Below are 20198 nucleotides of genomic sequence, written 5' to 3'. Positions count from 1 at the left end.
GAAGGCAGTTGGAGGGTCAGCGCCAGGGCGACCGCGCAGCTCGAGCGCGAATCAACGCCCCCCGTTGCGGACGCTTCGATTGCCCCTCGCCTGGCGACGGGCACAAGGCAATCCACCTGGGAGCCGATCCTCCCCGCACGCGCCCCTTATTCGGCCGTTGCGCCGAGGAACGGCTTGATCTCGCGGCCGGGCATGAAGATGCCGAGGCGCTTGATTTCCCATTCGAGTTTGATGCCCGAATGCTCGAAAACGCGCTGGCGCACGGTCTCGCCAAGATACTCGAGGTCGTAGCCCGTGGCGTGGCCGATGTTGATCATGAAGTTGCAGTGCAGCGATGACATCTGCGCGCCACCGATCATCAGGCCGCGGCATCCCGCCTGGTCGATCAGTTCCCAGGCCGAATGGCCATCCGGGTTCTTGAAGGTCGACCCACCGGTCTTCTCCTTGACCGGCTGCACCGTCTCGCGGTGCTGGCGCACCGCATCCATGTCGGCGCGGATCTTGGCCTTGTCCTCCGCATACCCCTCGAACAGTGCGCTGGTGAAGATCAGCCCTTCCGGTGCCGACGAATGGCGATAGCTGTAGCCCATGTCGGCCTTGCTGAGCACATGGACATTGCCCTTGCGGTCGACGGCCTCGACCTCGATCAGACGCTCGGCGGTCTCGCCACCATTGGCACCGGCGTTCATGCGAACCGCGCCGCCGATCGAACCGGGAATGCCATAATAGAAATGAAAGCCACCGATATTGTGGTCCATCGCCATGGCGGCGATGTGCTTGTCCGGGCAGATGGCACCGGCGCGGATGCGGTTTTCGCCGGCCAGCTCGACCTGGCCGAAGCCCTTGGCGGAGAGACGAACCACCACGCCCGGAATGCCGCCGTCCCGCACCAGAAGGTTGGAGCCGACGCCGACCACGGTCAGCGGCACGTCTTCAGGCAAGAGCTTGAGGAAAGTGACGAGATCGTCCGTATCATGTGGCTGGAACATCAGCTCGGCGAGGCCGCCCGCCTGGAACCATGTGACGCGATCCATCGGCGCGTCCGGCGTCAGACGACCGCGCAATTGATCAACACCCGGCCCGAGAGAGACCAGCAACTTTTCTCCATCCACCTGTTTCATTCAAGACTTTCCCGAAAACGCTTCCAGTTCGCGCGGCAATGCTGCCGCCCACTGGGTGATGTTACCTGCTCCCGACAGAATCACGAAATCACCCGGTTGTGCAATGCCCGCGACAATCGGCGCGAGTTGGTCGGATGACGCCAGATAGCGCGCATCGCGATGACCGCCGGCGCGGATGCGCTCCACCAAGGCTTCCGCATTGACGCCTTCGATCGGGTCCTCACCGGCAGCATAGACCGGGGCGAGCAACAGCGTATCGGCATCGTTGAAGCAATTGGCAAAATCCTCGAACAGGCTCGACAGGCGCGAAAAGCGATGCGGCTGGTGGACGGCAATGATGCGGCCCTGGCAAGCTTCGCGGGCCGCCTTCAGCACCGCCTTGATCTCGACCGGATGGTGGCCGTAGTCGTCGAAAACCTGCACGCCGTTCCAGGTGCCGGTCAGCGTGAAGCGCCGCTTGACGCCACCGAAGGACGAAAGCCCCTTGCGGATCGCCTCTTCCGGAATGTCGAGCCGGTTGGCGACGGCGATTGCGGCGCAGGCATTGGCAATATTGTGCCGACCTGGCATCGGCAGCCGGAGGTCCTTGAAATTGAACACCCGGCCGGTGCGGCGGCGGCGGATCTCGACGTCGAAGATCGAATGCGTGCCCTCGAGGCGCACATTCGAATAGCGCACGTCGGCCTGGGGGTTCTCGCCGTAGGTGATGACCTTGCGATCCTCTATCCGGCCGACCAGAGCCTGCACTTCGGGATGGTCCAGGCACATTACACCGAAGCCGTAGAACGGCACGTTCTCGACGAACTGGCTGAAGGCGACCCGCACGGCGTCGAAGGTTCCGTAGTGATCCAGATGCTCCGGGTCGATATTGGTGACGATCGCCACCTCGGCCGGAAGCTTGAGGAAGGTACCGTCCGATTCGTCGGCCTCCACCACCATCCACTCGCCCTCGCCCATGCGGGCATTGGTGCCATAGGCATTGATGATGCCGCCGTTGATGACGGTCGGATCGAGCCCACCGGCATCGAGCAGTGCGGCAACCATCGACGTCGTCGTGGTCTTGCCGTGCGTGCCGCCGATGGCGATCGCATTGCGGAAGCGCATCAGTTCGGCCAGCATTTCGGCCCGGCGCACGATCGGCAGCAGCTTTTCCCGCGCCGCGACGAGTTCCGGATTGTCCTTTCGGATCGCGGTCGAAACCACCACGACCTCGGCATCGCCGATGTTTTCAGCCTTGTGGCCGACGAAGACTTCTATGCCCTTGGCGCGCAGGCGCTGGACATTGGCGCCATCGGCCTGGTCAGAACCCTGGACCCGGTGGCCGAGATTGTGCAGCACTTCGGCAATACCGCTCATCCCGATCCCACCGATGCCGATGAAATGGACGAGCCCGATGGACGTCGGCATTTTCATGAATTGGCTCCCTTTACCTGAGCGATACCCTTGCCTGCGGCAATAGACTCAACGAGGTCTGCGAGCAAGCGCGATGCATCGGCCTTGCCAGCGGTTTTGGCCGCCGCCGCCATCTGCGCCAGCCTGTCCGGTTCCTGCATGGCGCTACTCAACAGCTCCGCCAGACGCTCGGGCGAAAGCTCCGACTGGGCAATGACGCTTGCGCCGCCAGCCGCCGCCAGCGCCGCCGCATTGGCAGCCTGGTCGTGATCGAGTGCATAAGGGTAAGGCACGAGGATTGACGGCCGACCGATAACCGAGAGCTCGGAGACGGTCGAGGCACCCGAGCGAGAGATTACCAGATGCGCGGCAGCGATGCGCGCCGCCATGTCGTTGAAGAAGGGCGAGACATCGGCCGGAATGCCAAGCTTCTCGTAACAGCCCTTGACGCGTTCGGCATCCTCGGGGCGCGCCTGCTGGGTGACCGTCAGGCGGTTCCGAAGCGCATCCTCAAGCAGGCTGATGGCGTTCGGCAGGGCTGAAGAGAAGAACTGCGCGCCCTGGCTGCCGCCGAACACCACGAGGCGGAACGGATGGCCCAGCTGCGAGGCCGAATAAGGTACGGAAGCGGCGGCAATGACCGCCGGCCGCACAGGATTACCGGTCACCACGGTCTTGTCGGCAAAGGTTCCGCCCTCGGGAAGGAAGCCGCCGGCGATCGCCTTGACGCGCGACGCGAGCGCCTTGTTGGCGCGGCCCATCACGGCATTCTGCTCATGCAGCACCGTCGGCACGCCGAGACCTGCTGCTGCCAGGAGCGGCGGCACCGTCGGGTAACCGCCAAAGCCGATCACCGCGATGGGCTTCAACTCACGGATCAATTGTTTCGCCTGACGGAAACCCTTCCAGAGAGCGAGTAGCGCCCGGGTAACGGAAACCGGATTCTTCGATCCGATCGTGGCCGAGGCAACGGTGTGGATCGCCACTGCCGGGAAGGTGCCGGCATAGCGCTCGGCGCGACTGTCGGTCACCAGATGGACCGAATACCCACGCTCGGCGAGCAGATGTGCCAGCGCTTCCGCAGGAAAGAGATGGCCGCCGGTACCGCCGGCGGCGAGCAGAATGATGCCCTTTGTCATTTTGTGGCTTACTCCGCCGGAAGGCCGTGAACGGCGCGAAAAAGGCTGCGCTCCTGCGCCCGTTTTTCCGGCCGACGCCGGGTCAGCGCGAGGATGAATCCGGCGGTGATGCAGATTGCGATCATCGAGGAGCCACCATAGGAGATGAGCGGCAGCGTCATGCCCTTGGCCGGCAAGAGTTCGAGATTGACGCCGATATTGATCATCGACTGGGTGCCGATCAGAAGCACAAGACCAGCGACGGCAAAACGGTTGAAGTCGTTGCGTTCCTTGAAGGCATGGCTGAGACCCCGGATCACCAGAAAGGCAAAGATCGACACCAGAACCATACAGAAGAAGATGCCGAACTCTTCCGCCGCGACCGAGAAAATGAAGTCGGTGTGGCTGTCGGGGATGATGCGCTTGACGATCCCCTCGCCCGGTCCCTGGCCGAACCAATCACCACGGATGATCGCCTGGCGGGCGGTATCCACCTGGAAGGTGTCGCCTTCGCCGGTCAGGAAGCGGTCGATACGGCCCGCGACGTGCGGCAAAGTCATATAGGCCCCGAAAACACCGACGACGCCGATGCCGCCGAGCAGGGTGATCCACAGCCAGGGCATGCCCGCCATGAAGAACATGCCGCCCCATACGGCGGAGATCAGGATGGTCTGGCCAAGGTCGGGCTGCGCGACCAGCAGGGCAGCGACGATGCCGAAGAGGATAATGGCGAAGAGGTTGCCGGGGATTTCCGGCTGGCGTGCATGTTCCGCAAACAGCCAGGCACAGATGACCACGAAGGCCGGCTTCATGAATTCCGATGGCTGGATCGAAAGGCCGGCAATGGTGAGCCAACGGCGCGCTCCCTTGACCTCGATACCGAAAAACAGCGCCGCCACCATCATCAGCAACGAGGCCGCCAGGATGACCATGGCGGTGCGGCGCACCTGGCGCGGGGTGAGGAAGGAAAGCCCGATCATCACGCCGAGCGCGGGCAGCATGAATGCGGCATGGCGCTTGACGAAGTGGAAACTATCGAGGTTGAGGCGCTCGGCAACGGCGGGCGACGCCGCGAAAGAGAGCATGAAGCCGATCGCCATCAAGAGGATGAAGGTGATCATGAACAGGCGGTCAATCGTCCAGAACCAGTCAGCGACCGGACCTCTCTCAACGCGGCTTACCATGTCAATTGCCTCCTCTGGGCACGTCGACCAGCATCGCAACCCCTTCGAGGGCCGCGACGTGGCCGACGAAGGCATCCCCTCTGACTTCGAAATTCTTGTACTGGTCGAAGCTTGCGCAAGCCGGTGATAGCATCACGGCAACCGGACTTTCTTCCGCCGCCGAATCCGCTGCGGCATGCGCCACCGCCTGGGCGAGCGAGCCCGAGATTTCGTAAGGCACGGAATTGCCGAGCGTCGCGGCGAAACCGGACGCCGCCTCACCGATCAGATAGGCCTTGGCAATGCGGGAGAAGAGCGGCGACAGGCTGGCGATCCCGCCTTCTTTCGGCAGACCGCCGGCGATCCAGTAGATCCGCTCGTAGCTCGACAGTGCAGGTGCTGCCGCCTCGGCATTGGTCGCCTTCGAGTCGTTGACGAAGACGACATTGCCGCGCTGGCCGACCGGCTGCATGCGGTGTTTCAGGCCGGAGAAGGATTTGAGCCCCGCCCTTACCTCGTCGGCAGACACGCCGACGGCGAGGCATGCGGCAATCGCTGCCGCCGCGTTCTGGGCATTGTGCGCCCCACGCAGCGTCTGGATGCCGTTGAGATCGGCGAGCTCAGATGTCGCTCCGCCATGCGCCTCGATGATGCGATGTCCGTCGTTGTAGAAGCCGTCGGCAAGCGGCTGACGCTTGGAAATGCGCACGACCTTCGTGCCCGCCCGCTCGACGCGGTCGGCGATCAGCTCGCAATGGCTGTCGTCCACGCCGATCACCGCCGTCTCGCTGCCGGCAACCAGACGCTCCTTGATGTCGGCATAGTGCTGAAGGGTACCGTGGCGGTCGAGATGGTCGGGCGTCACGTTGAGCAGGATGCCGGCGGTCGGATTGAGCGTCGGGGCCAGATCGATCTGGTAGGACGAGCACTCGACGACGAAGAAGCGCCCGGCCTTGGGCTCATCCAGCGTCAGCACGGCGCGGCCGATATTGCCGCCAAGCTGGGTGTCGCGGCCGGAAGACTGGAGAATGTGGGCAATCAGTGCCGTCGTCGTCGACTTGCCGTTCGTGCCGGTGATGGCGATGAAGGGACAATGCGGAGCATGCGCCCGGCGCTCACGCACGAAGATCTCGACATCACCAATGACCTCAACGCCAACTGCGCGGGCAAGTTCGACCGACCAGTGCGGCTTCGGATGGGTGAGCGGCACGCCGGGCGAGAGTACCAACGTCGAAACGCTCTTCCAGTCGATCCCACGTAGGTCTTCGGTCGAAAGTCCCTCGGCCGACGCCTTTGCGACGCTATCGGGATTGTCGTCCCAGCAGGCGACGTCCGCACCGCCCGCCACCAGCGACTTCGCCGTGGCGAAGCCCGAGCCGCCGAGGCCGAACAGCGCTATTCTCTTGCCCTTGAAGGTGGTGGCCGCAATCATTTTGCCCTCACCTGAGCTTGAGGGTGGAAAGGCCGAGCAGGGCGAGCCCCACGGCGATGATCCAGAAGCGGATCACCACCTGGCTTTCGGTCCAGCCGAGCTTTTCGAAATGATGGTGGATCGGCGCCATAAGAAAGACGCGCCGGCCGGTCAGCTTGAAATAGCCGACCTGGATGATGACCGACAGCGTCTCGGCAACGAACAGCCCGCCGATGATCGCCATAACGATCTCGTGTTTGGTGGCAACCGCGACCGAGCCGATCAGACCGCCTAGCGCCAGAGAACCGGTGTCGCCCATGAAGATTGCCGCCGGCGGAGCGTTGAACCACAGGAAGCCGAGGCCGGCTCCGATCAAGGCGCCGAGCACGACGGCGAGCTCGCCGGTGCCGGGAACGAAATTGATCTGCAGATAGTTGGAGAAGACCGCGTTGCCGGTCAGGTAGGCGATAACACCAAAGGAAGCGGCCGCAATCATCACCGGCACGATGGCAAGCCCGTCGAGACCGTCCGTCAAGTTGACCGCATTGCCCGCCGAAACGATGACGAAACCACCGAACACGATGAAGAACAGGCCGAGGTCAATGCTGAAATCCTTGAGGAAAGGAAAGGCGATCGAGGAGCCGAAGGTCGAGCCCTGCGCACCGGAGCTCAACGCCGTTGTCATCATGAAATAGACGGCGATGCCGGCGATCACGAACTCTATGCCGAGACGGGCCTTTCCGGAAAAGCCCTTCTCCGTCTGCTTCGTCACCTTGAGGTAGTCGTCATAGAAGCCGATGGCCCCGAAGCCGAGCGTGACGAGCAGGGTCGCGACGACGTAAACGCTGGACAGATCGGCCCACAGCAGCGATGAGACGACAATGCCGGCAAGGATCATCAGCCCGCCCATGGTCGGCGTTCCCGCCTTCTTGAAATGGGTCTGCGGCCCGTCAGCACGGATGGGCTGGCCCTTGCCCTGACGGACCCTGAGCGAATCGATCATCATTGGGCCGAAGAGGAAAACGACGAGGGCGGAGGTAAGGAGCGCGGCTCCCGTGCGGAACGTGATGTAACGGAACAGGTTGAAGAATTGAAACGTGTCCGACAGTTCCACAAGCCAGATTAGCATTGAAGCCCTTTCCAAAAGCCCGGATTAAATTTGGCGCCCCGTGTCGTGGAATGCCGGATACTTGTCAAGGAGCGCCGAAACAATCCTGCCGAACCCCAGACCGAGCGAAGACTTGACCATGACGATGTCGCCCGGGGCGACTGCGCCGGTGACGAAGGCAGCGAGCTCGTCTGTGGATTGGCGGTACTCGACATGGACACTGTCCGGCAAGGCGTCACGTAGCGCCGCCATTTCCGTTCCGGCAAGCCAGACGTGCTCGATACCGGCAGCGAGCAAGGGGCTCGCCAGATCGGCATGAACTTCGCCCGAGAACGCGCCCATTTCGAGCATGTCGCCGAGCACGGCGATGCGCCGCCCCTCTCCGTCCGGCTGGGCCGCTGCGAGCACGGCGATCGCCGCGCGCATCGATGCCGGATTGGCATTGTAGCTCTCGTCGATCAGTGTGAAGCTGCCGCCGTCGATCGAAAGACGGTGACGCGCACCACGACCCTTGATTGCCGAAATCTGTCCAAGCGCTTCAATCGCCGCGTCCATGTCGGCCCCGACCAGCGAAACCGCCCCGAGCACCGCCATGGCATTTTCGGCAAGGTGCCGGCCCGGCGCGCCGATGATGACTTCGCGGGTCTCGCCACCATGGTTGAACCAGACGGTCGAAAGCTCGGCCGCACCGTCGAATTCGGCGAGCCGGAACTCGGCCTTGGCATGCTGGCCGAAGCTGTGGATGTTGTCGATGCCCGCCGCCTGCGCCGCCTGTTCGAGAAAGTCGAACTGACTGTTGTCGCGATTGAGGATGACGTCCCCACCGGAAGCGACGCCTTCGAAGATCTCGGCCTTGGCGGCGGCGATTTCCTCGATGCCCGTGAAATTGCCGAGATGGGCAGGTGCGATTGTGGTGATGATCGCCAGGTCCGGACGGACCATGCGCGAAAGCGGCCCGATTTCCCCGGGATGGTTCATGCCGATTTCGAACACGCCGTAGCGGGTGTCGACCGGCATGCGGGCGAGCGTCAGCGGCACGCCCCAGTGATTGTTGAACGAGGCAACCGCGGCATGCACATTGCCGGATGGCTCAAGCGCCAGCCGCAACATTTCCTTGGTCGTGGTCTTGCCGACCGAACCGGTCACCGCGATGATCGTCGCGGAGCTTCTGTCACGGGCCGCCAGCGCCAGTTGCTGCAAGGCGCCAAGCACGTCGTCCACGACGATCATCGGCACGGTCAGGCGGCCAAGCGCTGGAAGCTTGGCTTCGGCAACGACGAGCAGCGAGGCGCCGTTGGCAACCGCAAGGCTCGCGAAATCATGACCGTCGACCCGGTCACCCTTTATGGCGAAGAAAGCCTCGCCCGGCGCAACCGTCCGGCTGTCGATGGATATGCCGGCAATCCCCGCAGGCAGCGTCCCGAAGGGCCGCCCCGCCATGGCCTCGATCATTTCCTGCGACGTCCAAAGAAAGGTCAATGGTCGAACTCCTCCAGTGCTTTGCGCAATTCCGCATGATCCGAGAACGGCAGCGTGACATCGCCGATGGTCTGGCCCTCCTCATGCCCCTTTCCAGCCACGATCAGCGTGTCGCCCGAGGACAGCATTGCGACACCGGCGCGGATCGCCTGCGCCCGATCGCCGATTTCGATTGCCTTGGGTGACGCCGCCATGATCTCCGAACGGATGACCGCCGGCACTTCCGAGCGCGGATTGTCGTCGGTGACAATGACGATGTCGGCGAGCCGGCAGGCGATCTCCCCCATGATCGGGCGCTTGCCCTTGTCGCGGTCACCGCCACAACCGAACACGGTGATCACCCGCCCCGTGGTGAACGGGCGCACCGAGGCCAGCACGTTTTCCAAAGCATCCGGCTTGTGGGCATAATCGACATAGGCGAGCGCCCCCGCCTTGGACTGGCCCACCAGTTCCAGTCGGCCAGAAGCGCCCTGAAGCTTTTCCAGCGCCTTCATAGCAGCGGCCGCCGAAACGCCTGTGGCGATTGCAAGGCCCGCCGCGACCAAGGCATTGGCAACCTGAAAGTCGCCGGCAAGCGGGATGTGAACCTCGAAGATCTCGTCACCGTAATGCACCTCCGCGACCTGCTTGTGGCGGAAATGCTCGACCCGCTTCAAAGACAGGAAGGTGCCGCCACGACCGACAGTGAGCACCTTGTGGCCGGCTTCGGTTGCGACGCGGATCGCCTCTGCCGACCATGGATCATCGGCGAAGATCACCGCCGGCGAACCCTTGGGCAGCAAGGTATCAAACAGCCGCATTTTCGCGGCCATATAGGCCTCCACCGTCGGGTGATAGTCCATGTGGTCGCGGCCGAGATTGGTGAAGGCGGCGGCGGAGAGATTCACGCCGTCGAGGCGACACTGGTCGAGGCCGTGACTGGAGGCTTCCATCGCGGCATGGGTGACACCCTCGTCGACGAGTTCGGCAAGCAGCCTGTGCAGGCCGATCGGATCCGGGGTTGTCAGCGAACCGTAGTCGTTGCGCCGCGGGGAGACGACGCCGGTCGTTCCGATCTGCGCGGCGACATGGCCGGCCTCGGCCCAGATTTGCCGGAGGAAGGAGGCGACGGAGGTCTTGCCGGCCGTACCCGTGACGGCGACCATGGTAGCGGGCTGGCGACCGAAAAAGTTTGCCGCAGCAAGCGCCAGGAAACGGCGCGGATTGTCCACAACAATGACCGGAACAGAGGCGGTGACGGCATGCCCGGAAACGATGGCGGCAGCGCCGCGAGAAACCGCATCGGCCACATAGGCCGCACCGTCGGCCCTGGTACCGGCGAGCGCCACGAACAGCATGCCGTTCTCGACCTTGCGGCTATCGGCCGACAAACCCGTGATTTCGATGGCGCCGGCCGCATCACCGGCCTTGCCGACCTGATCCCGAAATTCCTCGCCCGCCAGATCCCGCAACAACATCGATATTTGTCCACTTCTGGGAGGCGAAAGTCCCGAATCGCCTCCGGATTTCAAATTTGCTCAATAAGAAACGAGCAGGGCAGAGCCGTCTTCTCCGAATTTCGGTTCTACACCGAGAATTGCGGCGCTTCTGCGGATGATCTCGCCCACCATCGGCGCAGCCGATGTCCCGGCGAGTGCGGCGCCATTGCCCTTGTCCGTCTTCGGCTCGTCGATCACAGCCAGGACGACATATCGCGGATTGTCGATCGGGAAAGCAGCCAGGAAGGCGTTGAAGTTCTTGTCCCCGACATAGCGACCATTGACGACCTTGTCGGCCGTCCCGGTCTTGCCGCCAACGTTGAATCCTTCGACGCGCGCATTGCGCCCCGAGCCCTTGACGCCGTTCAGTTCAAACAGGTAGCGCATGTCCTTGCTGGTCGACGGCTGGATGACCTGTTTGGCGACCAATTCGGCCTGTTCGCGGGTGCGCGGCAGGAAGGTGGGCTCGATCAGCTTGCCGCCGTTGACGAGCGCGACTGCGGCGACCGCCGTCTGGAACGGCGTGGTCGAGACACCGTGTCCAAACGAGATGGTAATGGAGTTGAGTTTCTTCCATTCGCGCGGCTGCGAGGGCATGGCGACTTCCGGTAGCTCCGTCTGTACCCTCGTCAGCAAGCCGAGCCGCGTCAGGAACTCCTTATGTCCTTCGGTGCCGACGATGTCGGCGACCTTGGCCGTGCCGATGTTGGACGAATACTGGAAGATCTCAGGAACAGTCAGAATGCGGTTCTTGCCGTGGAAGTCCTTGATGGTGAAGCCGCCGATGCGGATCGGATAGCGGGCGTCGAAGGAATCGTTGAGCGACACCTTGCCCGAATCGAGGCCCATGGCGATCGTGAAGGACTTGAATGTCGACCCCATCTCGAACGTGCCGTTCGACATGCGGTTGAGCCAGCCTTCCTGCGCGCTTGCCGCCGGATTGTTGGGGTCAAAGTCAGGAACAGAGACCATGGCGAGCACCTCGCCGGTATGGACGTCCAGCACGACCCCGCCGGCGCCCAGCGCCTTGAACTTGTCGACGGCATTGACCACCACGTCGCGCAGGATGTGCTGCACCCTGAGGTCGATCGACAGCTTGACCGGCTCGAGTGGCGAATCGCCCGTCATGCCGAGGTCGCGCAGGTCAGCGAGCCCCTGACTGTCGATGTATCTCTCCATTCCGGCCATGCCGCGGTTGTCGATATTGACATAACCGACGATGTGAGAAGCGGTCGTGCCACCGGGATAGAAGCGGCGTTTTTCCGGCCTGAAACCGATGCCCGGAATGCCAAGTGCAAGGATCTGGCTCTGTTGCTTGGGCGTCAGCTGGCGACGAAGCCACTGGAAGCGGGAGTTCGGATTGGCGAGTTTCCTGTAGGTCCCTCTGATGTCAAGATCGGCAAGGACAGTCGCAAGCTTCTCGACCGCTTCGTCCGGATCGACAATCTTGTGGGGTTCTGCAAACAGCGAGACGGTGCGGATGTCGGTCGCCAGTACTTCACCGTTACGGTCGAGAATGTCCGGCCGTGAAGCCATCAGCCGGTCGGCCGGCAGGATGCTGGAAGTCACTTCGGGCTGGGCGTAGCCGTATTGCACCAAGCGGCCACCAATTACGGCATAGGCGACGGTGAATGCCGCCATCATCAGGCCTACCCGCTTGCGGGCGAGTTGCGTCTTGCGCTTGGCCGTGCCCTTGAAGGCCGCCCCGTTCATGGACGTCCCGCCGCGTTGCACGTCGGTCGAGAAATGCGCCTGGCTCTTCAACAGCATGATTCGCGATAGGAACGTCATCAGGGCTTCACCGATCCAGTTGTTATGAGATCCGAAACCGGGTCCCTGCTTTGCTCGCCTTGGGCGACTTCCGGTTTCGGCAATTGTTCCTTCGTCATGGGCAGCTCGACCGGCCGCGCCAACTGCTCAGGCTGCGTCGGCATAAGCTGCAGTTCCTCGCCATACACCTTGAGCAACCGCTCCAGCCGGTTCGGCTGCGTCAACAGGGCCCAATCAGCCTTGAGCAGGTCGATGGTGTCCTTCTCAAGCTTGATCTCGGCTTCGAGGCGACGGACTTCCTCGAACTTGATATCGGTATGATGCTTGATCTGGTAGGTGACGGTCGCCGCCGCCGCCATGGAACCGATCAACAGGAGGTCGAAGGTCCTAATCATCCATCACGCTCCGATCTTGTCGAGACTTGCGAGATCCGGCAGGTCGAAGATCGACATGTCGGCACGCTCGGCCGGCGCCGCAGTCCGAAGGCCGGCGCGCAGCTTGGCGGACCGGGCGCGCGGATTGATCTCCGCCTCGGCGTCGCTCGCGGCGATCATTGGCTTGCCGATCGGTTCGAAGGTGGCCGCGCGCTCTTGCACCATGGGCAGATGGCGCGAACCCGAAGCCTTGCCGGAACGCTCGGAGAAGAACTTCTTGACGATCCGATCCTCCAGCGAATGAAAGGTGACGACCACCAGCCGACCGCCGGGCTTCAACGCCTGCTCGGCGGCAAACAGCGCCTGAGCAAGCTCGCCAAGTTCATCGTTGACGAACACACGTAGCGCCTGGAAGACCCGGGTCGCCGGATGGATCTTGTCCTTTGCCTTGCGCGGGGTGACGACTTCGATCAGGCCGGCGAGATCGCGGGTGGTGCGGAAGGGCTCCTTTGCCCGCTGCTTCTCGATGGCGCGGGCGATGCGCCCGGACTGCTTTTCCTCGCCCAGGAAACCGAAGATGCGTATGAGATCGCCAACCTTGGCGCGATTGACGACGTCAGCAGCGGAAACGCCGGCGCCCGACATGCGCATGTCGAGCGGCCCATTCCGCTGGAAGGAGAAGCCGCGCTCGGCCTCATCTATCTGCATAGAGGAAACACCTATGTCGAGCACGATACCGTCCAGCCCGCCTTCCGGGGCATAGTCGGCAAGATGGGAAAATTGCGTGTGATGGAGCGTCAGCCGACCAGCATGCGCGGCGACAAGCGCCTGCCCGGCCGAAATTGCCGTCGGGTCCCGATCAAGCGCGATGACCTCGGCGCCCGCATCGAGAATTGCCGCCGTATAACCGCCAGCCCCGAAAGTACCGTCGAGAATGACCTTCCCCGGACCCGGCTCGAGCGCCGCCAGAACCTCGGAGAGGAGGACCGGAATGTGGCGAACCGGTCCGCCACCGGCATCAGAAGAACCTCCGCCTGGATTCGCCGCCATTCCGTTTCCCCGTCCTATGAAGACTGCAGCCCTCGCGGCCTGCGCGCTTCCCTCGCCGCCGCCTGCGCCTCGTGAAACGCCTGCGGCTGCCAAAGCTGAAAATGATCCGAGCGCCCGACGAAACAAACCTCCGTCGTGATGCCGGTGAAGTCCCGGATGAAATCCGTGACCATGAGACGCCCCTCGGCATCGAGCCTCATGAAGACCCCGCCACCATGAACCAGCAGCGACATCTCGTTGCCTTCGCGCGCAAACGGATCCTCCGCCGAAATCTGCCGTTCGTAGCGATCCAGCAAGTCGGGGCCACCAATGCTGATGGCCGGAAAGACGAAATCCTGGATGCAGTAGAGATCCCGGATATCGCGTTGCGCCAGCACAGCACGGAATACCGCAGGCACGGAAACCCGGCCCTTCGCATCGATCCTGTTTATCGCATTGGACAGGAAGCGGTTCATGACAATCGACCGCGCTCCCCTCTAGCAGAAGACGGCCAGGCCGCCACTGCAAACTCGACTCCACTCGCACCGCCCAACCGCCCGGTCGAGCCGGATGCCACCCCTGGCACCTGACCACAGACCCGTTCTCCGATGCGATTTCCGGGACTTCGATCAGCCCCTCAACGGTACAGTTATGGGATAGCATGGGACTACATGGGCGTCAATGGGACAGAGGGCTTCGCGATCGCGTCAAGGATTCAAATATTGATAAGCGGTTAAGCTTAACGAATGGTTAGAATCGCCTTTCCCATCAGCGCTTTATCGTCCCTTGACCTTGACCGGAGCTGGACACCCGTCAGACAAGTTTGTGATGCCTTTTCAAGGCACTGGATTTCCTGGTTGAATCGCTGGGGGAATTGGTCGGAAGAAGAGGAAAAAGCGCCAGTTGGCCTGTAAGCCGGGTTCTGTATGGCCCCGGTTTCCCGGAACGTGGCAGCCATTCATCTGGGACAGTATTTGCACACTGCCTCACGCAACCCACCCGGATGACTGGCCCGGAAACAGGCTGTGGCCGCGCTTGCGCGTGACCCGCGTCATCCCTATTCGGTCTTGCTCCCGGTGGGGTTTACCGTGCCGTCCCTGTTGCCAGCGACGCGGTGGGCTCTTACCCCACCCTTTCACCCTTACCTCGCGAACGAGGCGGTTTGCTTTCTGTGGCACTTTCCCTGAGGTCGCCCTCGCCGGACGTTATCCGGCACCGTATTTCCGTGGAGCCCGGACTTTCCTCACCCTACCGCCTTTCGGCATTGGTAAAGCGCGGCTGCCCGGCCAACTGGCAACGCGTGCATAGACGAGCGGATCGGCGATTGCCACCAAAAAGGAGTCCGTCATGGCCGCACGTCGCCGGATAGTGAACAATCAGCGGAAAGCGGGTCGAAAAACATCGCCATAGGCGGCCTCCTCGAGAGCGCCCGCCTCAAGCAGCGCCGCCCCGAGCCGGCCGATTTCGTCCGAACTCTTCGCCGCCGCTCCGCAACCGCCGGTCAATACGGCAATGCGCTCGCTGGCAAATCCGATTGCCGGATAGTTGCTCGGCGTAAACGACGTGACACAAGCCCCCATGCTGAGCGGCGCGTGAACGAGATCAGGAATGAGCCCTTCAATGATGCGTTTGAGGTGATCGCGGGTGCTGGCTCTGCCGCCGCTACGAAACCAGCCGCGGACATCCGGCTCTGTATCGAGCCTGAGATCGTCGGGATCGCCGCCGATCTTCAGATAGGTCTTGCCGTCCTGGTAGCGCACCGGCGGGAGGAGGTAGATGTGATCCTGCGGATCGTCGGGCTGATGGATCAGAGACGGCATGCCGGCATAGCGGGAAAGCTCGTGCTCAGGGATTTCGAAGAAGGCGACGGTGCGCGCATAAACCGATAGATCAATCGGCTTCGGCAAGAGATTCTCCGCAATGGAGAATCCGCCGGCGGCGAGCAGCACCTTCTCGCCCGTCACCTCGCGCCCCTCCGCCGTCGTGACCAGGACGCCGTCGCCGGCCTCACGGCTACTGACGACGGTTTCGGCAATGATGGTTGCGCCATTCCGCTGCGCCAGACGCGACTGCGCCTCGACCAGACGGCGTGGATTGACATAGCCGGCATTGGCAGCCTCGAACACGCCCTCGCAGCGAGTGCCGAAAGAGAAATACGGAAAGCGCTGGGCCAGTGTCCCGTGGTCGATTAGTTCGGCATCCGCACCAACCCGTTCTGCAGCAGTGCAAATATCGGCGACATAGGGATCACGCCCGCCGCGTTTCGGCCCTACCATCAGGCAACCGCTATCGTGGAAGAAGTCGATCCCGCTCTCTGCTGCGATCGCGCCGTACCGGGCGATCGATCGATTGGCGAGCAGCGCCCAGACCGGGTCGGGATCAATGGTGCGCGTGATCCGGGCCTCGTCGTAGTGGCTGGCGAAGACGCCCCCGTGCCGGGCGGGATCCACAGGCTCGTCTGGCCCGATCAGCGCGACACCATCCGTTCGCACCGCCAGATGGCGAGCAGCGGCCGCACCCAGCATGCCGCGACCGATGACGATGTACTTGAAGCGGTCAGCCATGCCATGTCCCCTATCGACGCAATTGCCGACAGCTTTTGCCGATCAAGGCGTTGCCGGCAAGTGCGGAATTGGAGATGGAGGACACGGTGTCCAAATTCCGCTGCTGATCAACAGACGACGCTGTCATGGAGACTGCGCGACGACGGCGATTCTGCCGCCATGTGCTGCGTCCAACCGAGGATCCGGGATGGAATCACGGCCAGCGCTTTTCACACCCTGGCCGTGCCTTGCGATTTACGAAGCGATCAGCGCCAGCACTTTGCCGCAATAGCGCTTAGACACCGGGTTCATCCGCTTGGCGCCATGGCCGGCATTGTATTTCAGGATGGTGGAGCACGTCTGGCCATTGCCCAGATCATGCGCCTTCGACAGGTATTTCATGCCGAAGCGGATGTTGGTTTCAGGATCATACAACCCTTTGGATGAGCCGGAATAGCCCATCATGCGCGCCGTCGCCGGCTTGATCTGCATGAGTCCGATTTCACCGGCGCTGCCGCGCGCCTTGGGATTGAAGTTGCTTTCGACCCTGACGACCGCATGGGCAAGTGCCACCGGAACGCCGTAGGTCTTGGCGTATTTGGAGATCAGGCTCGTGTAGGGGCTCTTGGAGAAGGAAGGCGCAGGATAGCCGGCCTCGCGGTTCACGGTCTTGAGCGGAGCCCTGAAGCTACGCTCCTCGTCGCCGGCCGAGGCCGTCATGGACGAGGACAAAAGAATACCGAGGCATGCCGCAGCAGCAACAATTCGCTTCATCATGTAAAAGTCAGTCTCCGAACCAGAGAGGCGGGCGAACGTCCGTTCCGGACGCAAATCTTCCTCGTTCGTCCTACCCGTCAGGTAGGCCGCCGCCCATGCCCTCATCGTTGATATTTGCAAACACGGTCCGCAAAAACTGGGTGCCCGTGCCGCCGTTCAGTTCGTTCTTTAGAGCGGCGAAATAGGGAATTCGTGTGGCAGTGCAACAAATTGGCGTTTCACGCGTTTAGCGGACAGCGCGAAATCCGATGTCTTTCGCCTGCAATTTCAGGCGTAGCGCGGCAGCGTGGCAAGCAGCCGATGCAGGGTCTCGATCGTCGACATATCGGCGATCCCGTCGACGCGTTCAGGGCGGAAATGGCGCTGGAACGCGGCCACGACGCCTTCGGTCTTGTCGGAATATTCTCCTGTTATATCAATGTCATAGCCGTAGAGAGACAGCATCGACTGCAAGGCTTCCACCGGCTGCCCGTGGTCGCCCGTCTGGAAGAACCGCCCACCCTGCACCGGTACCGGCTCGACAAAGTGACCGACGCCCGCAGCATGAAGCCGTCCCCAAGGGAAATTTTCACCCGGATCGACCTTGCGAACCGGCGCCACATCGGAGTGTGCCAGCACCCTTTCCTGGGCGATACGTTGCCTGCGGCCGCAATCGAGACACAATTCAATGACGGCTTCGATCTGCCGATCGGGAAAACCCGGCAGCCCGGCGGGGTGCCCGCCATTGGCGATCTCGATGCCGATCGAGCGCGAATTGATGTCGGTCTCGCCTGCCCAGAAGCTTTTGCCCGCATGCCAGGCGCGCCGGTGCTCCGGTACCATCTGAACGATCCGGCCATCCTCATGGACGAAATAGTGGCTCGATACCTGGCTTTGCGGATCACAGAGCCAGGCAAGCGCACCATCATGCTCCGGCATTCCGGTATAGTGCAGGATAATCATGTCAGGGCGCGAGCCGCCTGCCCGCTCGCCGAAGTTGGGCGACGGCATCACGGTGGCGCCGGGGAAATCGGCGGGAAATGAGTTCATGCGGCGCGGCGTTCTTTCTCGATCGCCGAATAGGCGGCATTGAGCTTGGCCATACGGTGGTGGGCCACGGCATGGAACTCGCTCGGCACGCCGCGGGCATGCAGCCGATCAGGATGATGCTCGGCGGCAAGCGCGCGATAACGCTTGCGGATGGTGGCGAAATCGTCGGACGGCTGAACGCCCAGCACGCCGTAGGGATCGCCGTCGAGATGCAGGTGCCGCTCGGTGATCGTCTGGAAGCGTTCCTCTGTAATTCCGAAGATTTCGGCGATGTGCGAAAGGAAGTCCATTTCCTTCTCATGCATCAGGCCGTCGGCCTTGGCGATGTGGAAGAGCGCGTCCACGATGTCCTCGAGTACAGGGCAGAAACTGTCACAGGTCCGGCAAAGGCCGGCGAGCCTCTGGGCATAGGCCTCGTAACCTGCCACGTCCTGGCGCGCGAGATTGTAGAGGCGTGCGACATTCTTGGCTTCTTCTTCCGGAAAGTCGAAGATGCTGCGAAAGGCATCGACCTCGGCCGCGGTCACAACGCCGTCCGCCTTCGCCATCTTTGCAGACAGCGCGATGATAGCCACGGAGAAGGAAACACGGCGGCGCGTTTCGGGATCGCCCTCGAAAACTGTGCGGACCGCCTCGACCATACCCGACAGGACGCTGCCCGCTGCATCGCTGATAGCGCCCAGCAGACGATCCCACAACGATGCGATCTGTTCGCAGGCGAAATCGATAATCATCCATAAGCTTGATCAAAAAACACCAGAAAAAGCAAGTCAGGCAGGCCGCCAGCGACATTAAACTTTCTTCACATTCGATGCGAAATGCTGAACCAGGGGCGGCAGGTAGCCCGTCCCATGCTCGGCCTCACCCCAGGCCTGCGGTCGTTGGCCGGCGCTTCCCTATTGTCGATTGCGAGACTGGCGATCTGTGGACCTTCACCGGGTCGCGCAGATCGGGTCCAGGCAGACCTTCGCCACACTGCTGAGCATTTTCACAAGCCCGCTCGGCAAGCAGGTCAGCATTGAAACGATTATATTCGCAATCGCCGTGACCTCCATCATTTGAATGGGGTGAAAGCCCCGTATTTCCTGAACTTTTCCCTTTACAGCCCTATCCTTCTGTCGCATCCATTCGCGCGGAAAATCTGAATGCGAACGGCGCCCGCAGCGGCGTCGAAGGAGGATCGATGGCCAAACAGAAAGTTGCAATGCTGACCGCCGGCGGCCTGGCGCCATGCCTCTCGTCCGCGGTCGGCGGACTGATCGAGCGCTACACGGACATCGCGCCGGAGATCGAGATGATCGCCTATCGTTCCGGCTACCAGGGCGTGCTGCTTGGCGACCGGATCGAGATCACCAAGGACATGCGCGAGAAGGCTCACCTGCTCCACCGCTATGGCGGCTCGCCGATCGGCAACAGCCGCGTCAAGCTGACGAACGCCACTGACTGCGCCAAGCGCGGCCTGGTGAAGGATGGCGAAAATCCGCTTCGGGTCGCGGCCGAACGCCTCGCCGAAGACGGCGTGACCATCCTGCACACCATCGGCGGCGACGACACCAACACGACGGCCGCCGACCTTGCCGCCTATCTCGGGGCCAACGGCTATGACCTGACCGTCGTCGGCCTGCCGAAAACCGTCGACAACGACATAGTACCGATCAGGCAGTCGCTCGGCGCCTGGACGGCCGCCGAAGTCGGCGCCCGCTTCTTCGACCACGTCTCGAACGAGCAGAGTGCCGCCCCGCGCACCCTGGTCATCCATGAAGTCATGGGCCGCCATTGCGGCTGGCTGACCGCCGCGACGGCGCGTGCCTACATCAACCGCACGCGCAACAATGAATATATCGAAGGCTTGATGATGAACACCGAGCTCAAGAACATCGACGGGCTCTACCTGCCGGAAACCCATTTCGATCTCGACGCCGAAGCCGAGCGCCTGAAGGAGATCATGGACAGGAGCGGCTATGTGACGCTGTTCGTCTCGGAAGGCGCCTGCCTCGAGGAGATCGTCGCGGACCGCGAGGCCGCCGGCGAGGAGGTCAAACGCGATGCGTTCGGCCATGTGAAGATCGACACGATCAACGTTGGCAACTGGTTCCAGAAGCACTTCGCCAAACTGCTGAAGGCCGACCGCTCGATGGTACAGAAGTCGGGCTACTATGCCCGTTCCGCACCGGCCAATTACGAAGATCTGCGCCTCATCCAGAGCATGGTCAACCTCGCCGTCGAAAGCGCGCTCAACAAGATCTCGGGCGTCACCGGTCACGACGAGGACCAGGGCGGCCGCCTGCGCACGATCGAGTTCCCGCGCATCAAGGGTGGCAAGGCCTTCGATCTCGACACCCCGTGGTTCCACGAGGTCATGGACTATATGGGTCAGAAATTCCGCCCGGCCAATTGACGACAAGG

General features: G+C 62.4%; 17 protein-coding genes and 1 other RNA gene. 1 reads left to right on the top strand and 17 read right to left on the bottom strand.

What is annotated here, in order from left to right; genetic code table 11:
- Positions 1-146: 146 nt before the first annotated feature.
- From murB to ACWPVA_RS04485, 17 genes are all read right to left on the bottom strand, one after another.
- Positions 147-1121 carry a UDP-N-acetylmuramate dehydrogenase gene (gene murB / locus ACWPVA_RS04565; protein ID WP_454286550.1) on the bottom strand — a complete coding sequence of 325 codons (975 nt, stop codon included), beginning with the start codon at positions 1119-1121 and terminating at the stop codon, positions 147-149.
- The gene (gene murC, locus ACWPVA_RS04560; RefSeq protein ID WP_454286549.1) at positions 1122-2534 is read right to left on the bottom strand and encodes a UDP-N-acetylmuramate--L-alanine ligase; all 1413 of its coding nucleotides are present in this window, start codon (positions 2532-2534) and stop codon (positions 1122-1124) included.
- On the bottom strand, positions 2531-3652 hold the full coding sequence (gene murG, locus ACWPVA_RS04555) for an undecaprenyldiphospho-muramoylpentapeptide beta-N-acetylglucosaminyltransferase (protein ID WP_454286548.1): 1122 nt from the start codon (positions 3650-3652) through the stop codon (positions 2531-2533). The genes murC and murG overlap by 4 nt, the downstream gene beginning before the upstream one ends.
- Before the next feature lie 8 nt (positions 3653-3660).
- Entirely contained in the window at positions 3661-4815 is a 1155-nt protein-coding gene (ftsW, locus tag ACWPVA_RS04550) for a putative lipid II flippase FtsW (RefSeq protein ID WP_454286547.1), read from the bottom strand.
- Position 4816: 1 nt separating this feature from the next.
- Complete coding sequence (murD, locus tag ACWPVA_RS04545; protein WP_454286546.1) at positions 4817-6226, bottom strand: UDP-N-acetylmuramoyl-L-alanine--D-glutamate ligase; 1410 nt, start codon at positions 6224-6226, stop codon at positions 4817-4819.
- Positions 6227-6233: 7 nt separating this feature from the next.
- The gene (gene mraY, locus ACWPVA_RS04540) at positions 6234-7334 is read right to left on the bottom strand and encodes a phospho-N-acetylmuramoyl-pentapeptide-transferase (protein WP_454286545.1); all 1101 of its coding nucleotides are present in this window, start codon (positions 7332-7334) and stop codon (positions 6234-6236) included.
- A 24-nt stretch (positions 7335-7358) separates the two neighbouring features.
- Positions 7359-8792, bottom strand: coding sequence for a UDP-N-acetylmuramoylalanyl-D-glutamyl-2,6-diaminopimelate--D-alanyl-D-alanine ligase (locus ACWPVA_RS04535; protein WP_454286544.1), 1434 nt, complete (start codon positions 8790-8792; stop codon positions 7359-7361).
- Complete coding sequence (locus ACWPVA_RS04530) at positions 8789-10249, bottom strand: UDP-N-acetylmuramoyl-L-alanyl-D-glutamate--2,6-diaminopimelate ligase (protein ID WP_454286543.1); 1461 nt, start codon at positions 10247-10249, stop codon at positions 8789-8791. Before ACWPVA_RS04530 ends, ACWPVA_RS04535 begins: the two co-directional genes overlap by 4 nt.
- Positions 10250-10309: 60 nt before the next feature.
- On the bottom strand, positions 10310-12061 hold the full coding sequence (locus tag ACWPVA_RS04525) for a peptidoglycan D,D-transpeptidase FtsI family protein (RefSeq protein WP_454286542.1): 1752 nt from the start codon (positions 12059-12061) through the stop codon (positions 10310-10312).
- Positions 12061-12435 carry a cell division protein FtsL gene (ftsL, locus tag ACWPVA_RS04520; RefSeq protein WP_454286541.1) on the bottom strand — a complete coding sequence of 125 codons (375 nt, stop codon included), beginning with the start codon at positions 12433-12435 and terminating at the stop codon, positions 12061-12063. The genes ACWPVA_RS04525 and ftsL overlap by 1 nt, the downstream gene beginning before the upstream one ends.
- Before the next feature lie 3 nt (positions 12436-12438).
- On the bottom strand, positions 12439-13464 hold the full coding sequence (gene rsmH / locus ACWPVA_RS04515) for a 16S rRNA (cytosine(1402)-N(4))-methyltransferase RsmH (protein WP_454286540.1): 1026 nt from the start codon (positions 13462-13464) through the stop codon (positions 12439-12441).
- 14 nt (positions 13465-13478) lie between these two features.
- Complete coding sequence (mraZ, locus tag ACWPVA_RS04510) at positions 13479-13919, bottom strand: division/cell wall cluster transcriptional repressor MraZ (protein ID WP_454286539.1); 441 nt, start codon at positions 13917-13919, stop codon at positions 13479-13481.
- Between the two features lie 419 nt (positions 13920-14338).
- Positions 14339-14737, bottom strand: an RNA gene (rnpB, locus tag ACWPVA_RS04505) — RNase P RNA component class A.
- 82 nt (positions 14738-14819) lie between these two features.
- Positions 14820-16007 (bottom strand): NAD(P)/FAD-dependent oxidoreductase, encoded by a 1188-nt coding sequence (locus ACWPVA_RS04500; RefSeq protein WP_454286538.1) that lies wholly within the window; start codon positions 16005-16007, stop codon positions 14820-14822.
- A 234-nt stretch (positions 16008-16241) separates the two neighbouring features.
- Positions 16242-16763 (bottom strand): lytic transglycosylase domain-containing protein, encoded by a 522-nt coding sequence (locus ACWPVA_RS04495; protein ID WP_454286537.1) that lies wholly within the window; start codon positions 16761-16763, stop codon positions 16242-16244.
- A gap of 267 nt (positions 16764-17030) precedes the next feature.
- Positions 17031-17792 carry an N-acetylmuramoyl-L-alanine amidase gene (locus ACWPVA_RS04490; protein ID WP_454286536.1) on the bottom strand — a complete coding sequence of 254 codons (762 nt, stop codon included), beginning with the start codon at positions 17790-17792 and terminating at the stop codon, positions 17031-17033.
- Positions 17789-18526: a TerB family tellurite resistance protein gene (locus ACWPVA_RS04485; RefSeq protein ID WP_454286535.1), complete on the bottom strand. Its 738-nt coding sequence runs from the start codon at positions 18524-18526 to the stop codon at positions 17789-17791. Before ACWPVA_RS04485 ends, ACWPVA_RS04490 begins: the two co-directional genes overlap by 4 nt.
- Before the next feature lie 449 nt (positions 18527-18975).
- On the opposite strand from ACWPVA_RS04485, the gene ACWPVA_RS04480 reads away from it, so the two are divergent.
- On the top strand, positions 18976-20190 hold the full coding sequence (locus ACWPVA_RS04480) for a pyrophosphate--fructose-6-phosphate 1-phosphotransferase (protein ID WP_454286534.1): 1215 nt from the start codon (positions 18976-18978) through the stop codon (positions 20188-20190).
- Positions 20191-20198: the final 8 nt, after the last annotated feature.

It is taken from the genome of Rhizobium arsenicireducens (assembly GCF_964021225.1).
The sequence above is the reverse complement of the archived record's forward strand: the minus strand, read 5'-3'. Positions and strand labels throughout refer to the sequence as shown.

What these genes read in the sequence shown, in the direction of transcription:
- murB (WP_454286550.1), bottom strand. Translation starts at nt 1,121, where the DNA reads ATGAAACAGGTGGATGGAGAAAAGTTGCTGGTCTCTCTCGGGCCGGGT.
- murC (WP_454286549.1), bottom strand. Translation starts at nt 2,534, where the DNA reads ATGAAAATGCCGACGTCCATCGGGCTCGTCCATTTCATCGGCATCGGT.
- murG (WP_454286548.1), bottom strand. Translation starts at nt 3,652, where the DNA reads ATGACAAAGGGCATCATTCTGCTCGCCGCCGGCGGTACCGGCGGCCAT.
- ftsW (WP_454286547.1), bottom strand. Translation starts at nt 4,815, where the DNA reads ATGGTAAGCCGCGTTGAGAGAGGTCCGGTCGCTGACTGGTTCTGGACG.
- murD (WP_454286546.1), bottom strand. Translation starts at nt 6,226, where the DNA reads ATGATTGCGGCCACCACCTTCAAGGGCAAGAGAATAGCGCTGTTCGGC.
- mraY (WP_454286545.1), bottom strand. Translation starts at nt 7,334, where the DNA reads ATGCTAATCTGGCTTGTGGAACTGTCGGACACGTTTCAATTCTTCAAC.
- ACWPVA_RS04530 (WP_454286543.1), bottom strand. Translation starts at nt 10,249, where the DNA reads ATGTTGTTGCGGGATCTGGCGGGCGAGGAATTTCGGGATCAGGTCGGC.
- ACWPVA_RS04525 (WP_454286542.1), bottom strand. Translation starts at nt 12,061, where the DNA reads ATGACGTTCCTATCGCGAATCATGCTGTTGAAGAGCCAGGCGCATTTC.
- ftsL (WP_454286541.1), bottom strand. Translation starts at nt 12,435, where the DNA reads ATGATTAGGACCTTCGACCTCCTGTTGATCGGTTCCATGGCGGCGGCG.
- rsmH (WP_454286540.1), bottom strand. Translation starts at nt 13,464, where the DNA reads ATGGCGGCGAATCCAGGCGGAGGTTCTTCTGATGCCGGTGGCGGACCG.
- mraZ (WP_454286539.1), bottom strand. Translation starts at nt 13,919, where the DNA reads ATGAACCGCTTCCTGTCCAATGCGATAAACAGGATCGATGCGAAGGGC.
- ACWPVA_RS04500 (WP_454286538.1), bottom strand. Translation starts at nt 16,007, where the DNA reads ATGGCTGACCGCTTCAAGTACATCGTCATCGGTCGCGGCATGCTGGGT.
- ACWPVA_RS04495 (WP_454286537.1), bottom strand. Translation starts at nt 16,763, where the DNA reads ATGATGAAGCGAATTGTTGCTGCTGCGGCATGCCTCGGTATTCTTTTG.
- ACWPVA_RS04490 (WP_454286536.1), bottom strand. Translation starts at nt 17,792, where the DNA reads ATGAACTCATTTCCCGCCGATTTCCCCGGCGCCACCGTGATGCCGTCG.
- ACWPVA_RS04485 (WP_454286535.1), bottom strand. Translation starts at nt 18,526, where the DNA reads ATGATTATCGATTTCGCCTGCGAACAGATCGCATCGTTGTGGGATCGT.
- ACWPVA_RS04480 (WP_454286534.1), top strand. Translation starts at nt 18,976, where the DNA reads ATGGCCAAACAGAAAGTTGCAATGCTGACCGCCGGCGGCCTGGCGCCA.